The sequence below is a fragment of the Kitasatospora sp. NPDC033851 genome, from assembly GCF_055576085.1.
Genome location: NZ_JBVIRL010000106.1, coordinates 1 through 1,295, shown reverse-complemented (window position 1 = coordinate 1,295; position 1,295 = coordinate 1). Strand labels below are relative to the sequence as shown.

The 1,295-nt window shown below is 69.0% G+C and carries 1 protein-coding gene; it reads left to right on the top strand.

Going from position 1 to position 1,295, the window contains the following annotated elements; translation table 11 throughout:
* Positions 1–1,295 (top strand): non-ribosomal peptide synthetase (locus ACZ51D_RS43680; RefSeq protein ID WP_465665897.1); only part of this gene is annotated, 1,295 nt, incomplete at both ends.

Below are 1,295 nucleotides of genomic sequence, written 5' to 3'. Positions count from 1 at the left end.
CGCCCCAAGGGCACCCTCATCCCCCACCACAACGTCCTCACCCTCTTCGCCAACACCGACCACCACTTCGGCTTCGGCCCCCACGACGTGTGGACCTGGTTCCACTCCTACGCCTTCGACTTCTCCGTCTGGGAACTCTGGGGCCCACTCCTGCACGGCGGACGCCTCGTCATCGTCCCCTTCGAAACCTCCCGCACCCCACACGCCTTCCTCGACCTCCTCACCCGCGAACACGTCACCGTCCTCAACCAGACCCCCTCCGCCTTCTACCAGCTCAGCCAAGCCGACGCCGAACACCCCCACCCCCTCGCCCTGCGCTACATCATCTTCGGCGGCGAAGCCCTCGACACCACCAAACTCACCCCCTGGCACACCCGCCACCCCGACACACCCCAGCTCGTCAACATGTACGGCATCACCGAAACCACCGTCCACGTCACCCACAAGACACTCCACGCCACAGGCACCACGGGCACCAGCACGGGCAGCACCACGGGCAGCACCACGGGCGGCACCATCGGCCACGGCATCCCCGGCCTCGACCTCTACGTCCTCGACCACACCCTCCAACCCGTCCCCCCCGGCGTCCCCGGCGACCTCCACATCGCCGGCCACCAACTCGCCCGCGGCTACCTCAACCGACCCGCCCTCACCGCCGAACGCTTCACCGCCTGCCCCTACGGCCAACCCGGCCGCCGCATGTACCGCACCGGCGACATCGTCCGCTGGACCACCCACGGAGAACTCGAATTCGTCGGCCGCGCCGACGAACAAGTCAAAATCCGCGGCTTCCGCATCGAACTCGGCGAAATCGAAGCAGCCCTCACCACCCACCCCACCATCACCCACGCCACCGTCCTCGTCCGCGAAGACACCCCCGGCGACCAACGCCTCGTCGCCTACACCATCCCCACCCCCGGCACGAACACCCACGAACTCGGCACCTCCGTCCGAGAGTTCCTGCGAGGGACACTCCCCGACTACATGGTCCCGGCCGCCGTCCTCACCCTCGACGCGCTGCCCCTCACCATCAACGGCAAGCTCGACCGCCGCGCCCTACCCGCCCCCGACCACACCCGCACCCCCACCACCACCCGCGAGCCCGCCAACGACCGCGAAGCGAAGATCTGCGAGGCCTTCGCCGAGGTCCTCGGACTCGACACCGTCGGCCCCGACGACAGCTTCTTCGACCTCGGCGGCCACTCCCTCCTCGCCACCCGCCTCACCAGCCGCATCCGCACCACCCTCGGCACCGAACTCCCCCTGCGCACCCTCTTCGAAGCACCCACCCCCGC